The sequence below is a fragment of the Aureibaculum flavum genome, assembly GCF_016406085.1.
Classification (GTDB): Bacteria; Bacteroidota; Bacteroidia; order Flavobacteriales; family Flavobacteriaceae; genus Aureibaculum; species Aureibaculum flavum.
Genome location: NZ_JAEHFJ010000001.1, coordinates 409,344 through 425,067, shown reverse-complemented (window position 1 = coordinate 425,067; position 15,724 = coordinate 409,344). Strand labels below are relative to the sequence as shown.

The window sequence follows — 15,724 nt, the reverse complement described above, 5'->3', positions numbered from 1 at the left end:
CACCTTTTATTAATCATACTGTTATTAGTTATAATTAACGATAAGGCTGTCTGACTTAGTAACTTTTTAAATATATATAATGAAAAAACTATCAATTTTCACAGCAATTCTATTTGCTTTAACCATGTTTTCGTGTACCGAAGATTCTAATGACCCATTGGTTATTCCAACTTATGATAATACGTACATATTAACATTTGAAACGGGTAAAACTTCTCTTGAACACTTGGATACTGCATTTGTTTATACACCTGATGTGTATACATCATTAAATGGAGAAGCATTATCTATGCATAATTTTAATGATAAGCTCTATCTCGTTAATCAAAGCGGACCCAATTTTATAACGCAACTTAATGAAGAAACTTTACAGGAAGAACGAGTTGTAGCGACTTCTGAAATGGATAACCCAAGTAATATTTTAATGTATTCAGAAGATAAAGGATTGGTTGTAGGATCTTCAGGGAGTGGAAGGCGTAAAAAATACCTTTTAGCTCACGTAGATATGAATACAGGTATAAGTGAAGCCATTGATGATATTTCTGAAGCCATGTTGCCAAGTAACGCCGCTTTATTATTAGATAATAACAATGTTTTAATTGCTGATGGTAATGTGCTAAAAGCAATGGATATCGTTTCTAAAGAAATCTCAGTTCTTCAAGAATTTAGTGAAACTATTTCAGGGATTGTAAGAGATGCAGATGATGTTATTTGGATTGCCACTGAAAAACGAACTGAAAAAGCCGCATTTGTTAAATTGAATGCTGATTATTCAATAGCTGAAACAGTAACTATTGAAGATGAAAGCGTTAACTTATATAAAAATAGCATCTTAATAATGAGTAAAAATAGTTATAACGCGTATTGGTCTGAAGCTAATTCGGGGAAAATCTATCGTTTTAATACGAGTACAAAAACACTTGAAGAGTTTTGTACGCCTTTGTTTGATGGTGTTATGTTAACTACTTTGGTTAAAGAACATCCACTGACTAACAAAGTATATGTATTGGGTCTTGAAGACTATTTTGATACAGAAAAAAGTGTGTTATCTATTTATAATGACGATAAAACTTTATTTAAAACAATAAAAGAAGTGGGTAATTCACCTATTGATATCTTTTTCTCAGACAAAGCATATATCGCTCAATAATTTAGATAAAAACAATAATTTAATACATATAAAAAACCTCTTTCATTTTAATGAAAGAGGTTTTTATTTATTGCTTTATTCCAAATTAAGCATCTATTAATTGAAGAACCTAATTCTACTTTATTCTTTCTTACCTGTATTATGCGTTTTTAACCATTCTTCACCTGCTTTATCTCTAAAAAAGTCCATCCAAACATAGTACATTTCATCTCCGTCAGTTACATCTACAGAATGACTAGAACCTAAAGGTATGTGCAACACTGAATATTCAGGAAAATCAACCTGAGCTTCATCTGCATGCACAACAACGTTGTTATCAGTTAAACCTAAAAATAATTGTTCTAACATTCCGTGTTCATGTGCACCAACGTGGTCGGGACCTGGAGCTTGAACAGTACCCATTGCAATACGTGGTATATACTTGTTAGGTAATATAGTACGACTTATGGTATTAGGGCTTTTGATAGGTTCTGTATAGGGTTCTGTATCTTCAAATTTAGTGTAATACACATTCTGAGTATTTTCAACTGGAAATTCTTTTAAATCTAGCTTATCTTGTTCCGTTAACTCACTTGAGATTTTTAGAAAATGTAGTGTATCATTTTTAGCTACATTAATTGAAATTTTTTGAATAGAATTCGGCAGGAATATTGTTTCAGGTACAATATCATAATTTTCTTCATTTGCAACTACAGTCCCGTTTCCTTTTACAAAAAGATAAATATATTTAAATCCTTCTTTAAGTTGTTCTTCATTAACCAATTTTCCTGTTAAGGCAATATGTTCTACTTGTATTCCTGGAATTTCATTTGTCAGAATTCCTTTAGAATATTCTTGTTGATTTTGTTGTAAATTCATATTGAGATGTTCAATAGGAATTTCTTGTGCACTCACTATTGTAAAGGATAATAGTATCGTAGCAAAAATAAAATAAGTTAATTTTGATTTCATAATTAGTGTTTAATGTGGTCTTATGTTTTGTGTTTATTTAGTCTGAGAATTCAAAGTACTAATTTAGTAAATTACAACTAGTTAAACAGCTTTTTAATCTTTATAATCTTTCAGTAACCTATTTCACAATTACTCATTTCAGAAATTGACGCTAAATGGTTGTCTTTTTAACGGTGATAGGAAATGATAGATTATTAATTTTAGTAGAAAAATATAAAATGCATTTATCGCATATAAATATATGAGTCTTTCCTAGTTTTTAGTCTTTCTCATTTTTACAATAATCCAGCACTGCAGTAACTATTTTTTCTCTGATAGGGTTTAAATTATAATAAGATTTTGATGCTAAAAGTCCCATATTTTGACGATTAATTAACAAGATAACAGAGATGTCATATTTCGGGATTACCGCAATGCTGGTTCCGGTAAATCCGGTATGGCCAAAACTACCTTTTGGGGTATCTTTTATATAGGCACTGTTATTGTTCATTACCCAACCCAATCCATTTTTAAATTCATCTTGAGTTAAAAATTGGTATATAGTCTTTTCAGAAATAAATTGTCCATTGTTTAATTTCCCTTTGTTTTTTAAAACATCAATTACTTTTTGTAAATCGTCAACTGTAGAGAATATTCCTGCGTGACCAGAGACCCCTTCATTGGCATACCATGCATTTCCGTCATTAACTTCACCTTTTAGCGTGTATTGTCGCCATCCGTTCCAATGATTGGGGTTCAAGCTGTCTGGTTTCATACCAAGAGAGGCGTCAGTTACCATTCTTGTTTCATAAGGGTTTCCGTGTGAGGTTGAAGCTATTTTATATTTTGTTTTAGTTTGTAGCGGATTAAACAAGGTGTGCTTCATGTCTAAGGGTTCAAAAATATGTTGCTCCATAAACTGGTCTAAAGGTAAATTAGATACCTTTTCAATAATCTCACCTAAGAGTATAAAGCCTAAATCGCTATAATGTCTACCACTACCAATGGCATATTTTAAGGGGAGTTTATCAATAATTTTATAGGTGTCTTTTCTTTTGTTAGAATAATAATAGAATGGAAACCATTCGATTAAACCAGCAGAATGCGTTAGTAAATGTCGGATGGTAATTTTATTTTTATCAGGTGTATCAAAACCTTTAATATAATCACAAACAGGATTGTCAACATTTAAAAGCCCCTGATCAACTAACAGCATTATGGATGTTGTTGTTCCAATTACTTTGGTTAGTGAAGCAATATCATAGAGATGATTTACTGATGTTTTTTCGGGATTTTCTAATCGTTTATTATCAAACCCATTTAGAGAAGCATACCCAACGGCATTTTTGTAAATTACTTTATCACCTTGTTTTATTAAAATTACAGCACCAGGAATGTTAGATTGTTCTCCCGAAGCGTCGGAATCGTTTTCTAAAATAGTATTGATTTTTGCAATGAGTGTATTTTGTTTTGCAGAGTTCTGCCCAGTAACAATGTGATGGGTGAAAAAAAGTAGAGAAAATAGGAGGAAGAGCTTTTTTTGCATGGATGTAATTTTAAAGAAAGGAGCGAAGTTAAAATATTTTTCTTTAAGGTTGGTTTTAATACATTTTCTTAATTCAGTCATTTCAGAATCTAATGGCTATGATACTAAAAACATTTTAAGAAAGTTTGTCAGAAAGTTGAACAATCTATTTTATAAGATAAGCTTATGGTATCCTGAAGGTCTGTTGTAACTTCTTTTAATAAATAGTGATAATCTTCATTCGAATAGCCTGTTGAATAATGAAAATTTAATTGTACGTTTGAATTAGGTTTGCTTCCTATATAAGCTATTGTATCTATTTCTGATTCAAAAATATCTACTGTTGGGAAATACGAATTGTTATTTTCAAGAATATGACTACTGATACGCATTGCTGGATAATTATTATTATGAATGTTTAAATTCAATTTCAATACGGTTGGATACCAAGCATTAATATTACGTATATTTATATCTCCTTCAATAATATCGGTGTTGCCCATGCTTTCTGTATAATATGGATTTCCATAATATTGTTTTTCAAAAGCATACCTTTCTCCTTTAATGAAATCAAATTTAATTGAATAATTTCCATATGAATCTGTTCTTACGGAATCAATAACTTCTGAACCAGGAGCATATTGAACAACACTCCAATCATCCCAAACCCTTAATAAAACAATTTTAAAATTTTTAATTGGAAAATTTCGTTCAATATCTGATACGTTTCCTTTAACTATTGTTTCAGTTTTTTCTGATGAAGCGTTAAAATCATTGCTACAAGAAAAAACAATAAATAAAAGTAGTATCAGTACGTTTTTCACTTTGTTTGATTTTAAAAATTTGCACCTTTATTAACTAAGTTCGTAAAAATTATTAAAAAAATAAAATTTTTTGCCCAGTTGTTCTTAGAATTCTCTCTTTGCCATTCATTTTTATAAGTTATCAAAAATGACGCCAGTGCTTCCAAGCTTCCAACTGAGGAATTTAATCAAATTAAAGTTATAGTTTTGATTTTAATAAGAAAAGAAGTCTGCATACATTTTTTATAAAAAAGCTCATTCGCTCCTATCACAGGCAGTAACGCAATTGTAAACTTCCGTAATAATTTATAGGTGCCCCAGGGTAATAATAACGTGGTGCTCGTCCTCCAAAACTACTAGCATTTATTAATACAGACTGTGCATAGTTTGTATTGGTTACATTTTGTACTCCAATTCTAGTTTCAAACGATAGACTATTTGAAAATTGTTTACGATAACCTATTGTGATATTTAATAAATTATACGAAGCACTGGAAATTGTATTCGCATCTGTTAAAGGAATGGAGCTTACATACGTATGAGCAGTGTTTAAAGAAAGTCCGCTTAACCATTGAAATTGCACATTTGTGTTTATTCTATGTTTGGGTACGCCTGTTAAAGGATTACCACTATAATTTACGTCATTATCAATAAATTCCACAAATTTATGATTGCTGTATGAGTAGCTTATTGTAGGCATTAATTTCAATTTTGGAGACATAAGGTAATTATAGTTTATGTCTAATTCAAAACCTTGATGCTTAGTGCTACCAGCATTTTTACCAATATATTGATCATCATCAATACGCTGAGCAACTAGCATATTTTTAATGTTCATTTGGTATATTGTTGTATTCAGTTTGAGTTTATTATTTAAAAATTGTAACTGGCTGCCTAATTCATAATTAATTCCTGTTTCTTGAGCGATGTTGGGGTTGATAACACCTTCAGGCGTTAATGTTTCTTCTAGGCTAGGGTTGGAGTAGCCCTTACTTATGTTTACATAAAGCAATTGATTTTTAACAAAATTATAATTGAGCTGAAGATTGGGTAAAACTATAGCGTCAAAACTTCGCTTACCACTTTTATTTTCTGAATCACGATTGAACAAATCTTTATAATTATATGAGGTTTTATTTATAGCCACCCCTAATTGAGCTGAAAAACCATCCGTAAACGAATATGTTAAGGTTCCAAATGCATTAAATTGATTTCTTTTTTCTTTATTAAAGCTAAGTGCCGTTCCTTGTAAACTACCTGCATCGTTATTTTCTTCATACAAATTTTCAAAAGTTGACCAATTATAATCATCTTTATAAACTTCTGCACCAAAGGTGTAATTGGTTACCCTTTTATTAAAATAAAAATTCCCTTTAAATTGAGTTCTTAATCCGTAACCATTGGTGGTTTCATCTAAAATATTAAACGGTCTAGGCTCATAATGATCTAGATGAGTATAAAAAACACTTGTCGTATTTGATAACTTTTGAGTAAATTTATGAACCATTGAAAATCCCGTGAGTGTGTATGTATTGGCCTCATATCCTTTAGCCAATTTCCATGTAAAGGCAGCTTGTGAAGGGTCATCATTAAAGGTATCTAGATCAATTGAACTGGCTATATGTGCAGTGTAGTCAATATGATTTACTAATAAGCTAAGCTTACTTTTAGCATTGATTGCATATGCTGTATTTAAAAGAATACCATTACGTTTGTACTGGTTGTTTTCTCTAAACCCATCTACATTTAAATGTCCGTAACGCAGGTCTAATGAAAGTTTATCTGTTTTGTGATTGAAGCTTAAATTGTTTTTAATCAATCCATAAGAGCCAACTGTAAAATTATTTTGAAAAGCGGTAACTTTATCTAAGGTTTCATTAGGCCTCAATACTATTGCTCCACCTAAGTTGGCACCAAAGGCAGTTCCCTTGGGGCCTTTTATAATTTCTATGGCGTTTAAGTTCTCAAGATCATAAGCTTCAATAGTAGAAAATCCAGAACCATTTGTTACCGGTATATCGTTATAATACAATCTCACTTTGTCAGTACCATAAGGAGTTCTAGAGCCTACACCACGTATTGTAATTCTATTTGTGTTAAGAGCACCTGAAAGTACATAAACTCCTGATATGTTATTTAAGTGAGCACTTAGTTCAGAAGGACTTGAATTTTTAAAAGATTGAATATCTATAATGGATAAAGGTACAATACCATTAATGTGTCTATTATTGACCTTTTGATAGAGCAATACTTCATTTAATTTGGTAATGCTGTCCGTATCATTTTTCTTTTGTGAAAAAGCGAAGCTGTTAAATAAAAGGATGATTATTAGAAAGTACTTCATGGATAAATATAGGATTCAAAAGTACTCATAAAAAGATAAAAATCTAAACTAGGATTCTGTTTTAGATACCACTTACTTTTGCTTGTTTTTTTCCCATTCCTTTCGTAAATCATTAGAAACAATTCCTTTTCCATCATGCCGCCATCCTGGAGGTTTAATTAAATAATTGAATCGGTTTTTTAAGGAGGTTTTTGAGTGAACTACATCTTTAAATAAATTAATCCACTCATGAAAAGCTACATACAGCGGATTAAACGTACTAATGTTTTTTACCAATCCGTAAATTGGTTTTTCAGCTTCGGGTTCGTGCGTTTTAAAAAGTCGATCCCAAATAATAAAGATACCCGCATGGTTTCGATCTAAATATTGGGGATTTGTGGCATGGTGTACTCTGTGGTGCGAGGGTGTATTAAAAATGGCTTCAAACCAGTGGGGCATTTTTTTGATCCGTTCTGTATGAATCCAATACTGATAAATGAGACTGATAGACATTTGAGCCAAAATCATAACCGGATGAAATCCTAACAACGGCAACCATAACCAAAAGACAAAGGTCATAAAACCACCTGTCCAAGATTGTCTTAAGGCAGTACTTAAGTTATAGCGTTGCGATGAATGGTGTATGATATGACTTGCCCAAAAAAATCGATTGGTATGACTTATTCTATGCATCCAATAATAAGAAAAATCTTCAGCAAATAAAATTAATACCCAAGCCCACCATGTAAAAGGTATCGTAAACAATCGAAAATTATTATAAATAAAAATAAAGGCTGCAAAAACCAGTATTTTGCTAAATAGCCCTAGAAAAACATTGCCCAATCCCATCGCAATGGAAGTAATGGCATCTTTGGTTTCGTAACTATTTGATTTTTCACGTGCATCAACGATAACCTCTATAAGCAATGTAATTGCAAAAAAAGGAATGGCATAGTGGATTAAATTTGGAATTTCAGGTATTTCCATAGTAATTGAGCGTGTTCAAATGTAAGTATAAATGTTTTATGTTGTTATTACAGTTTTGTAAGATTGCCACTATTATATGATGAGGTTCGTTGTAATATGAATCTAATTTTAAATCTTTTACTGTTAAACCTCTAACTTTAAATCAAAACCCGTATATTTGCACGCTTAAAAATAAACAAAAACAATTAATTATGAATCATTACGAAACTGTTTTCATTTTGAATCCCGTTTTATCTGATGTTCAGGTAAAGGAAACAGTAAAGAAGTTTAACGACTACTTGGTTTCTAAAGGTGCCGAAATGATCCACAAAGAAGATTGGGGCTTAAAAAAATTAGCTTATCCAATCCAAAAGAAAAAAACTGGCTTTTATCATTTATTTGAGTTTAAAGTTGCCGGTGAAGTTATTAATCCTTTTGAATTAGAGTTTAGAAGAGATGATAGCATTATGCGTTATTTAACTGTAAAGTTAGATAAACATGCTGCTGAATGGGCTGTAAAAAGAAAAGAACGTAATAAAGCTGCTAAAAACTAAGTTATGTCATCAACAATAGAACAACAAGCAAAAGGCGGAAATAAAGCCGAGATCAGATATCTAACTCCGTTAGATATTGATACAAAACAGAAGGTAAAATACTGTAGATTTAAGAAAAACGGTATTAAATATATAGATTATAAAGATGCAGATTTTTTATTGTATTTAGTAAATGAGCAAGGTAAAATTTTACCTCGTCGTTTAACTGGTACTTCGTTAAAATTTCAACGAAAAGTATCTCAAGCAATAAAAAGAGCACGTCATTTGGCACTATTGCCTTATGTAGCTGATATGTTAAAATAATCTAAATTTAAGAACTAGTATGGAACTTATATTAAAACAAGACGTAGCTAATTTAGGATTTACAGACGATGTGGTTTCTGTGAAGAATGGTTATGGTCGCAATTTTTTAATCCCACAAGGATATGCTATGTTAGCTACACCTTCTGCAAAGAAAGTATTGGCTGAAACATTAAAGCAAAGAGCTTATAAAGAAGCTAGTGTTATTAAAGAAGCAGAAGCTACAGCTAAAAAGTTACAAGAATTAGAAATTAAGATACCTGCAAAAGTAGGTACTGGCGATAAGCTTTTCGGTTCTGTAAGTAATGCTGATGTTGCTGATGCAATTAATAAAGCTGGTGTAGAAATCGACAGAAAATTCATCACTGTTTTAGGTGGTTTAGTAAAAAGATTAGGTACCTATAATGCCAAAATTCGTTTGCATAGAGCGGTAATCATTGATTTCCCGTTTGATGTAATTGCTGAAGGTAAATAAAATGTTATCAACACATGTTGATATTAAAAGTCTGTTCTTTCGAACAGGCTTTTTTTTTATGATAAATTTTTTCTATATTTTTGATTAACTTAACTCAAATAAATTTAAATTATGATGAAAAATTACTTTTTTACAATACTATTATGTAGTGTTGTATCCTTATCATTTGCACAAGTTACAACCTCTGATATAAGAGGGGTAGTAGTAGATGACCAAAGTGAACCTTTACCTGGAGCCAGTATCGTGGCGGTACATACTCCAACAGGTACAAAAAAAGGAGGAATTTCAAACCTTGATGGAAGGTATAACCTTCTCAATTTAAGAATTGGAGGACCGTATACCATAACCATAAGCTATGTTGGCTTTAAAACTCAAGAAATTACAGACGTATATTTAACGTTAGGAAAAACATTTTCTCTAGACGTTAAAATGGCACCTGATGCTCAACAATTAAACGAAGTAGTTCTTAAGGGGTCAAGTAGAGGTAATGTCTTTGGAGCGAGTAGAACGGGTGCAGAAACGAGTGTAGGTAAAAGAGAATTAACCACTTTGCCAACAATTTCTAGATCAGCCGCAGATTTTACGAGATTAGAACCTTCTTCATCAGGTAATTCTTTTGGAGGGAGAAATGATCAATTCAATAACTTTTCATTAGATGGAGCTATTTTTAATAATCCCTTCGGTTTAGATGCTCCAACTCCTGGAGGTCAAACAGATGCTCAGCCCATCTCTTTAGATGCTATTGATCAGATTTCTGTATCATTAGCACCTTATGATGTTACATTATCAGGTTTTACTGGAGCTTCTGTAAATGCAGTAACCAAAAGTGGAACAAATGAGTTTCATGGTACTGTATATTCATTTTATAGAGATGAAAATTTAACAGGATCAAAAATTAATGGTGAAGATGTAGCAAATTCAGATTTAAAACAGGTTCAATACGGTTTAAGTATTGGAGGACCCATTGTAAAGAATAAGTTATTTTTCTTTGCCAATTTTGAAAAAGATGACCGAACTGATTTAGGTTCTAATGGTTGGGTGCCAAACACCAACTCTGGAGCTGTAAATGAGTCTAGAGTATTAGAATCAGATTTAATAGCTGTTCAAAATGCTTTAGGTAATTTAGGTTATGACACGGGTAGGTATCAAGGGTTTACTTATGGATCAGAATCAACAAAAGGTATTTTTAAATTAGATTGGAATATTAATGACAATAATAGATTTGCAGTAATCTATAATTTCTTAAATGCATCTAAAGAAAAACCAGCTCATCCTACAGCAATTGGTTCAAGAGGGCCAAATTTTAATACGTTGCAGTTTGAAAACTCAGGGTACGAAATCAATAATAAAATACAATCAATACAATTAGAATTGAATTCAACGTTGGCAGATAATGTAACCAATAAGGTTCAAGTTGGGTATACACATTTTGACGATTTTAGAAACCCTATGTCTGCACCAGCACCAATTATTACCATTCAAGATGGATCTAGTTCTAATTATATAATTGCAGGTCATGAGCCTTTTTCTATCAACAATAAATTAGATCAAAAAGTATTTCAGTTGACAAACAACTTGAATATAGTTCAAGGGAATCATACGTTTACAGTGGGATTCTCTTATGAGAAATTTGCCTTTCAAAACTCATTTAATTTAGTAAATTATGAGTCATTTAACTTTGGTATTTTTCCATATTATGGAATATTTAATCCATACCCAGACATGCAAACATTTTTAGATAGTGCTCAGCCGGGTGGCGTAGTAGAACAATATTTAGGTGCTACACAAAATGCGTATGATAGTTTTAATGCCAATGGAGATGGTAATGATGGTGGTTGGAAATTGGCGGAATTAAATGTTGGTCAATTGTCATTTTATGTTCAAGATGATTGGAACATAAATGAAGCGTTTAAACTGACCTATGGTGTTCGTTTTGACAAGCCTTTATATTTTGATACTTCAAGCTTAATTCAAAAATATATTGATACAGACAATGGTGCGAGTAGAGATAATTCAGTTACCTATTATAACCCTAATACCAATAAAGACGTTAATTTGAGTTCAACACAATTGCCAAATAGTGATTGGTTAATTTCTCCAAGAGTTGGTTTTAATTGGGATGTTAAGAACGAAGGAGTAACTCAAGTAAGAGGTGGTACAGGTTTATTTACAGGTCGTTTTCCTTTTGTATGGTTAGGTAACCAGGTAAGTGGTGCAGATGATGGTTTTTTCCAGTTAATTGATCCTGATTATCAATGGCCTCAAGTTTGGCGTACGAATATTGGTGCAGATCATAGATTTGAAAATGGATTGGTATTAACGGGTGATTTATCGTATACTAAAGATTTAAATGCAGCCCATGTTCAAAATTGGGGAATAAGAAACCCTTCAGGAACTTTGAATGCTCCAGGAGATAATAGACCGGTATATACAGCAAGTGATAAAGGAAATAATGCATATGTTTTTACAAACTCTGATAAAGGTAGAATTATAAATGCCACGATTAAAGCTCAAAAAACATTTAATAATGGGTTATATACGAGTTTTGCGTACAATTACTTGAATGCTAAAGATGTAAATTCAATTGAAGCAGAAATTACTGGAGATGCATTTGATTTTAACCCTAATTTAGGTAATGCTAATGATGATGTTTTATCTTATTCTAAATATGGTGATACGCACAGGTTTATTGGTGTAGCTTCTAAAAGGTTTACTTTCTTTGGAGAAAAAGCTCCAACAACTTTTTCTACATTCTTTGAGTATGCTCAAGGAGGAAGATTTAACTATACGTATGCAGGTAATATTAATGGAGATCCTTCAGGTCAAAACAATGATTTATTATATATTCCTACAAGTTCAGAAGTTCAACAAATGAATTTTTCAGGACCTGGACAAGCAGCAGCATTAGAAGCTTATATTGAACAAGATGATTACTTGAATGATAACCGTGGAGATTATATGGATAGATACGGAGCTTTAGCACCTTGGAGAGGTAAATGGGATGTGAAGTTCATTCAAGAATTAAAAGTGTCTAAAGACAATGCAATACAGTTTTCTGTAGATGTATTAAACATAGGTAACTTAATTAATTCTGATTGGGGTGTAATTCAACAACCTAATGATTTAACACCATTATCAGTAGCATTTGATACTAATAATGACCCTGTGTTTACATTTGATGATACATTAACAGAAACATTTGGTTATGATGCGAGTTTATTATCTAGATGGCAAGTACAATTAGGGTTAAGATATATTTTCTAATAATAATTAAAAAAGAATGTAAAAAACCACTCCTAATTTTGAGTGGTTTTTTACTTTTGTAAAACGAAATTAAATTATGAAATACAGACAGTTAACAAAAGAACAATTTGAAGCATTACACGTGGAGTTTGCTCAATTTTTGGCAAGTCAGCAAGTTGATATTAACGAGTGGAATGCAATAAAAAAGGACAAGCCAGAAGTAGCGGAACAGGAATTAAACCTCTTTAGTGATGTGGTTTGGGATGATGTGTTGAATAGAACGAAGTATTTAGAACACTTTTCAGAAAAAAGTATTAACCTATTTAAAGTTGAAGAAAAAGTTATTTCTAGAATTGTAGTTCAAATTAATAAAACAGATTTTAGTTTTTTCAATGACAAAGATTACCAATGGTTTATTGACAATACTAAAGACGGATCTATTACTTTTTATAAAGGGGTAAAAAAGTATGAAAGTGATAGAAATAGTGAAATTTTTGATTTAATTCAAAAGGGAAGTGTAATTGCTGACGGAAAATTATACGAGGGATTGTTTAAATTAATATCTTAGATGAAAATTCATATATCATGGTTAAAAAAATAGTTATTGGATTGTTATTAGTTATTGTAGCCATTCAATTTTACCGACCGGAAAAAAACATTTCTATTGAAACGCCTGACACCGACTTTTTGGTTGTGAATGGCACCGACGCCAATTTAGCAGCTACTATTAAGGCCTCTTGTTATGACTGTCATTCAAACAATACAGCTTATCCTTGGTATGCTGAGGTAGCTCCAGTATCGTGGTGGGTTGCCAATCATGTAAATGATGGTAAAAAGCATTTTAATTTTTCAATTTGGGATACGTATTCTGATAAAAAGAAAGATCATAAGCTGGAAGAAAACATAGAGATGATTGAGGAAAAAGAAATGCCCTTAGAGAGCTATCTACCTATGCATCCAGAGGCTAAACTTAGTGAGGAACAACAAAAAGAACTTATTGCTTATTTCAAAGAGGTTAAGTTGAAAATTAATTATACTAAAGTTGAATAATTTAACTTTAGCCTTTTAGGTTAAAAGCTAATCGGTTTTTGTAATAGAGATTATAGTTCGGTTTAAAAGTTCTCGATACACTTTTTTCTTTCACTGCACTTCAGATAAAAGCACTCGAACGGACGTTTAATTGGTATTTTTAACTAGAGAATATAAAATTCGTTTTTTTAATTTTTTCTAGGTATGTGATATTGTATCTGGATTCAAAAGTTCTCGATACACATTTTTCTTTCGCTGCACTTCAGAAAAAAGCACTCGAACGGACGTAGCATTGGTGTTTTAACTAGAATCTTAGCAGAACTTAAAATCAACTCACTTAATTCAAATCTTGAACTTCGTTTTAGTTTCAATAGCTTTTATAATTTTCCGACCTCGGTTTACATAACCCGTGGTACCTGTGGGAATGTCTTTTTCTATATTTAAAACCAATTCGGGGTGAATCCAATCGTATTTTAAACCAAGTAAGTACAGCGTTTGCATTGTATAGGCTTTTACCGCTGTTTTCTGATCGGAAATCATCCAATCAAATCCCGCCTCTATAATTTTTTCAAAATGCCTTTCTTTTAGTGGTAATAGATGGTTTTTAAAATAACGAAGCGTAAGTAATTCACAAATTTTAGCACAAGCTCTAATGACTGGTCCTTGTCTTACTCTTGGTAATAAATCACAATAGGTATCTAAATACGGAAATATAAGTCCCAACTTATCTTTGCAAGCCAATTCTAAAATACGAGCTGAAAAATTAGAATTTACATCATCGAAAGCTTCCATATTGGTTAATAAAATTTCTACCCATTGTGGGTTTTTTAAAGTAGCTTCTACAAGCTCGCTTCGAAATTTTAAACGCTCGGAATCATCAGCTAATAGTGATATAAAAGTAGCTTCCTTCATTTATAAATAGCTTTCAATAAGCTGTGAGACACCTGCGGTGGCTTTTTCTGCAATAATCTCTAAATTATTAAAATCAGATTTATGTATGGAAGGCTTTGGATCAATAAAATAAATTGGAATTCCTGGTTTTACGTAATTAATTAAACTTGCCGCTGGATATACTTGCATTGACGTACCAATAATTACTAAAATAGCAGCCGTTGCCGCAATTTCCGCTGCTTTTTCAAGCAAAGGAACTGCTTCTCCAAACCAAACAATATGAGGTCTTAGTTGTTTTCCATTAGGGGATAAATCGCCTAAATGAATATCTTCGTTACAATTATAAAATTTAGTGTCATTATCTATACTTCTTGCTTTTAACAACTCTCCATGTAAATGTATGATATCAGTACTGCCTGCACGTTCATGTAAATCATCTACATTTTGAGTGATTATAGTAACGTCATATTTTTTTTCGAGATCGGCTAACGCTATATGAGCGGTATTTGGTTTTACACTTAGTAATTGACGGCGACGTTCATTGTAAAAATTGAGTACCAATGCTGGGTTTTCTCTAAAACCTTCTGGAGAGGCTACTTGCATTACATCATGTCCTTCCCATAATCCATCGGCATCTCTGAATGTATTGATACCACTCTCGGCACTCATTCCGGCTCCTGTTAATACAACTAGTTTTTTCATGCTTAAAATAATTGATAATATAATACTGAGGTTAGTACTTTTTTTTATGCATACCTCAGGTTTTTATTTCTAAATTTTTACGTAACTAATGTTAAATATAGCCTTAAATTTAAGGCTTATTTATAAGGAACAAAAATAATGTTTGATAAAGAATTGTTACACTATTTACAAGGCTTAATTACGGAGCATAGAAAGGAGCTTTTTGAGAAAGTATTAGCAGAAAGAACGCGGCATTTTACCGTGGTTTTAGAAGATATTTATCAAAAACATAATACAAGTGCAGTAGTGCGTACGTGTGATGTCTTTGGGATTCAAGATTTACATATTATAGAAAATAAGTACAACAGCTATGTATCCAATCAAGTTGCAAAAGGAGCTCAGAAATGGATCGATTTTCATGAATATAATCAACATGCAAATAACACGGAAAATTGTTTAAAAACACTCCGGAAAAATGGTTATCAAATAATTGCGACAACGCCACATAATGATTCTTGTTTATTACAAGATTTTGATATTTCTAAAAAATCTGCCTTTGTTTTTGGAGTAGAAAAAGGGGGTGTTTCAGATTATATGTTAGATGAAGCCGATGGATATTTAAAAATTCCAATGAATGGATTTACAGAGAGTTTAAATATATCTGTTGCAGCGGCTATAATATTACAATCAGTAACCCAACGCTTAAGAGTATCTCAACTAAATTGGCAATTGTCAGAGGTTGAAAAAAATGAAAAACGATTAGATTGGACGAAAAAAACGATAAATCATGTTGAGGAGGTTATCGAACGATGGAAAGAGGAGGAAAGTACTCGTATGTAATCGCAGTTCGAAAT

At 31.9% G+C, this 15,724-nt stretch carries 15 protein-coding genes; 8 read left to right on the top strand and 7 right to left on the bottom strand.

The genetic code is table 11. From position 1 onward, the window contains the following. Positions 1 to 79 precede the first annotated feature (79 nt). Entirely contained in the window at positions 80 to 1,150 is a 1,071-nt protein-coding gene (locus JBL43_RS01795; protein ID WP_198839768.1) for a DUF5074 domain-containing protein, read from the top strand. A 120-nt stretch (positions 1,151 to 1,270) separates the two neighbouring features. On the opposite strand, the gene JBL43_RS01790 is transcribed toward JBL43_RS01795, so the two are convergent. From JBL43_RS01790 to JBL43_RS01770, 5 genes are all read right to left on the bottom strand, one after another. Further along, positions 1,271 to 2,101 carry a cupin domain-containing protein gene (locus JBL43_RS01790; protein ID WP_198839767.1) on the bottom strand — a complete coding sequence of 277 codons (831 nt, stop codon included), beginning with the start codon at positions 2,099 to 2,101 and terminating at the stop codon, positions 1,271 to 1,273. 259 nt (positions 2,102 to 2,360) lie between these two features. Further along, on the bottom strand, positions 2,361 to 3,626 hold the full coding sequence (locus tag JBL43_RS01785) for a serine hydrolase domain-containing protein (RefSeq protein WP_198839766.1): 1,266 nt from the start codon (positions 3,624 to 3,626) through the stop codon (positions 2,361 to 2,363). 128 nt (positions 3,627 to 3,754) lie between these two features. Further along, on the bottom strand, positions 3,755 to 4,429 hold the full coding sequence (locus tag JBL43_RS01780; RefSeq protein ID WP_198839765.1) for a hypothetical protein: 675 nt from the start codon (positions 4,427 to 4,429) through the stop codon (positions 3,755 to 3,757). A gap of 247 nt (positions 4,430 to 4,676) precedes the next feature. Next, the gene (locus JBL43_RS01775) at positions 4,677 to 6,752 is read right to left on the bottom strand and encodes a TonB-dependent receptor (RefSeq protein WP_198839764.1); all 2,076 of its coding nucleotides are present in this window, start codon (positions 6,750 to 6,752) and stop codon (positions 4,677 to 4,679) included. A gap of 72 nt (positions 6,753 to 6,824) precedes the next feature. Next, positions 6,825 to 7,718, bottom strand: a complete 894-nt coding sequence (locus JBL43_RS01770; RefSeq protein WP_233098660.1) for a sterol desaturase family protein — start codon at positions 7,716 to 7,718, stop codon at positions 6,825 to 6,827. A gap of 191 nt (positions 7,719 to 7,909) precedes the next feature. Between JBL43_RS01770 and rpsF the strand changes: the two genes are divergently transcribed. From rpsF to JBL43_RS01740, 6 genes are all read left to right on the top strand, one after another. Then, positions 7,910 to 8,251 carry a 30S ribosomal protein S6 gene (rpsF, locus tag JBL43_RS01765; protein ID WP_117883212.1) on the top strand — a complete coding sequence of 114 codons (342 nt, stop codon included), beginning with the start codon at positions 7,910 to 7,912 and terminating at the stop codon, positions 8,249 to 8,251. Positions 8,252 to 8,254: 3 nt separating this feature from the next. Further along, positions 8,255 to 8,554: a 30S ribosomal protein S18 gene (gene rpsR / locus JBL43_RS01760; protein ID WP_117883210.1), complete on the top strand. Its 300-nt coding sequence runs from the start codon at positions 8,255 to 8,257 to the stop codon at positions 8,552 to 8,554. A gap of 19 nt (positions 8,555 to 8,573) precedes the next feature. After that, positions 8,574 to 9,026 (top strand): 50S ribosomal protein L9, encoded by a 453-nt coding sequence (gene rplI, locus JBL43_RS01755; protein ID WP_138950297.1) that lies wholly within the window; start codon positions 8,574 to 8,576, stop codon positions 9,024 to 9,026. A 114-nt stretch (positions 9,027 to 9,140) separates the two neighbouring features. Next, on the top strand, positions 9,141 to 12,290 hold the full coding sequence (locus tag JBL43_RS01750; protein WP_438839430.1) for a TonB-dependent receptor: 3,150 nt from the start codon (positions 9,141 to 9,143) through the stop codon (positions 12,288 to 12,290). Positions 12,291 to 12,366: 76 nt separating this feature from the next. Then, a complete protein-coding gene (locus JBL43_RS01745; protein ID WP_198839762.1) occupies positions 12,367 to 12,837 on the top strand; it encodes a DUF6495 family protein in 471 nt (156 codons plus the stop codon). Positions 12,838 to 12,854: 17 nt separating this feature from the next. After that, the gene (locus JBL43_RS01740; RefSeq protein ID WP_198839761.1) at positions 12,855 to 13,319 is read left to right on the top strand and encodes a heme-binding domain-containing protein; all 465 of its coding nucleotides are present in this window, start codon (positions 12,855 to 12,857) and stop codon (positions 13,317 to 13,319) included. A gap of 321 nt (positions 13,320 to 13,640) precedes the next feature. Here the strand turns inward: JBL43_RS01740 and JBL43_RS01735 are convergent, their stop codons facing one another. Together JBL43_RS01735 and JBL43_RS01730 are read right to left on the bottom strand one after the other, a co-directional pair. Next, positions 13,641 to 14,210 (bottom strand): adenylosuccinate lyase, encoded by a 570-nt coding sequence (locus tag JBL43_RS01735; protein ID WP_198839760.1) that lies wholly within the window; start codon positions 14,208 to 14,210, stop codon positions 13,641 to 13,643. Further along, entirely contained in the window at positions 14,211 to 14,891 is a 681-nt protein-coding gene (locus JBL43_RS01730) for an SIR2 family NAD-dependent protein deacylase (protein WP_198839759.1), read from the bottom strand. Positions 14,892 to 15,029: 138 nt separating this feature from the next. Here JBL43_RS01730 and JBL43_RS01725 point away from each other — a divergent pair, with 138 nt between their 5' ends. Next, positions 15,030 to 15,710 carry a TrmH family RNA methyltransferase gene (locus tag JBL43_RS01725; protein ID WP_198839758.1) on the top strand — a complete coding sequence of 227 codons (681 nt, stop codon included), beginning with the start codon at positions 15,030 to 15,032 and terminating at the stop codon, positions 15,708 to 15,710. Positions 15,711 to 15,724 lie beyond the last annotated feature (14 nt).